This window comes from Vibrio sp. YT-16 (genome assembly GCF_033337405.1).
In the GTDB taxonomy this organism is placed as follows: domain Bacteria; phylum Pseudomonadota; class Gammaproteobacteria; order Enterobacterales; family Vibrionaceae; genus Vibrio; species Vibrio alginolyticus.
On record NZ_JAWOQQ010000052.1, the window covers coordinates 1 to 2322 of the forward strand.

Consider the following 2322-nt stretch of genomic DNA (forward strand, 5'->3'; position numbering starts at 1 on the left):
AGTTGGTTAGAATACCGGCCTGTCACGCCGGGGGTCGCGGGTTCGAGTCCCGTCCACTCCGCCACTTATATTAAGCCCCAGTCGAAAGACTGGGGCTTTTTCGTTTGGTCGTGTCCCCTAGAAATGTATTTACACATTGAAGGCGAGACAATACGACTTTCTTTACCCTTTTGGCACATGAGTTTCTCAGGAAGATGGGCCTGCTGCCTGCACTTCCAATTACTCCGAGTTTGTATTATGTCCTCGTTGAAAGATTGGTCATTTGAACAATGAGTCTTTATAACACTCGCCCTCAACCGTAGTAGAATGAATAGTCTTCCTCACTGCGCGTTTTGTTAGCGTCTCTCTTAAACAATAATTTTCTACATCTTATTTCTCAAACATTCATTGCTTCCATGTTTAGAGCGGGACCGTCGTTGCGTGGATTACGCAATTTCCCGAAATATAGTGAGGAAGAGAGCTAAGTCTTCCGAAAATTAATGCCTTTTAGAAAACTTTGTTTTCTTTGCTGAACTTGCTAGTAGCGATTAACCTAAGAGGAGTTCTTGAGGAGTATGTTTGATGATGCAACAAATAAAAAATGAAACGCTGAAATCTGTATTTAAGCAATGGTCTTCCGAAGAGGGAATTGTGGTCATCAACCCTGCAACTGAGCAAGAGTTAATTCGGTTAAAGCCTAGTACTCTTGATGAGTTAGATGATCTCATTGGTCAGTGCAAAACGGAGCAAGTCCGTTGGGCTAAATTAAGTGCCAAAGAGCGCTCTCGTCGTTTGAGGGGGTGGTATCAACTACTTCTTGATAATGCAGAAGACATAGCCACGATTATTACCTTAGAGCAGGGTAAACCTTTAGCTGAGAGCAAAGGGGAAGTGATGTATGGTGCCTCTTTTGTCGAGTGGTTCTCAGAAGAAGCAAAACGTGCTTATGGCGAAGTTATTCCTGCCCCCACGACAGATAGACGTCTATCTGCAATTCGCCAGCCTGTGGGAGTATGCGCTGCAATTACACCTTGGAACTTCCCTATTGCGATGATTACAAGAAAAGCAGCACCAGCCCTAGCGGCAGGTTGTGGCATGTTGATCAAGCCATCAGAGCTTACCCCTCTCACTGCAATTGCTGTTGTTGAATTAGCTTATCAGGCTGGTATCCCTAAAGAACTGCTTTCTGTCGTGGTGTCGGAGCAGGCTGCTGAGTTTGGTCAAGTACTAAGTACTGATCCTAGGATTCAGAAGATCTCTTTTACGGGGTCTACGCGCGTTGGGAAAATTTTGATGAAGCAAGCCAGTGATTCAGTCAAGGCGGTGTCGATGGAGTTGGGTGGTAATGCGCCTTTCATCGTGTTTGAAGATGCAGACTTAGATGAGGCTGCGGAAGGGCTTGTCGCGTCGAAGTTCCGTAATGCAGGGCAAACATGTGTTTGTACCAATCGGCTATATGTTCATAAAAATGTAAAACAAGCTTTTATTGATAAAGTATTGTCGAAGTTAAGCAAATTAAAGCTTGGAAATGGTTTAGAGAAAGGTGTCACATTAGGTCCTGTTATTACGATGGCCTCTAAGCATCGACTAGAGGCGGTGATCGATCAAGCTGTACAAGAAGGAGCCTCTATTGCTAACTCTCCACAGAGACGGCCTGGTCGCTTTATGGAGCCCGTTCTTTTGGATAGTGTGACGCAGAATATGTCGATTGTTCAGCAAGAGCTATTCGGACCTGTGTTGCCTATTGTTACCTTTGAAAATGATTATCAAGTTCTCGAAATGGCGAACGATACAGAATATGGTTTGGCTTGCTATTTCTATACGAATAGCTTGAAGCGTATTGTGACTTTTAGTGAAGGTTTAGAGTACGGCATGGTTGGAGTGAATGAAGGGATCATCTCTACTGAAGTGGCTCCATTTGGTGGAGTTAAAGAGTCGGGTGTTGGACGGGAAGGTGCTAAGCAAGGACTCGATGAATATCTGGAGACAAAGTATATTTGTCTTGGTGGTTTAAGCTGATTTCAGAGATGGCCGATTGAATTAAAAAGCTAGGTTTTTACCTAGCTTTTTTTTAGTTGAAAGGCATACCATTTGCCACGCGCGTTTGTGGTTAATATTTTCTGGTTACTTAGTGAGTTGATAGTTAGCTTGCGGTAAGCGGTTTTTAATAATCAAAGCGCTTATGTTATTTCGTGGGTAGTAGGAGAGAGCTTAGCTTTAAACTAATACAAAAAAGCCGCATCAAGTGATGCGGCTTCTTCTAATATGGCTCCTCCTGCTGGGCTCGAACCAGCGACCTGCGGATTAACAGTCCGTCGCTCTACCAACTGAGCTAAGGAGGAA

General features: G+C 44.1%; 1 protein-coding gene and 1 tRNA gene. One reads left to right on the plus strand and one right to left on the minus strand.

All coding sequences use genetic code 11. From position 1 onward, the window contains the following. The first annotated feature begins 561 nt into the window (after positions 1-561). A complete protein-coding gene (locus R7F07_RS24595) occupies positions 562-1998 on the plus strand; it encodes an NAD-dependent succinate-semialdehyde dehydrogenase (RefSeq protein WP_017635617.1) in 1437 nt (478 codons plus the stop codon). A 247-nt stretch (positions 1999-2245) separates the two neighbouring features. On the opposite strand, the gene R7F07_RS24600 is transcribed toward R7F07_RS24595, so the two are convergent. Beyond that, positions 2246-2321, minus strand: a tRNA-Asn gene (locus R7F07_RS24600). Position 2322: the final 1 nt, after the last annotated feature.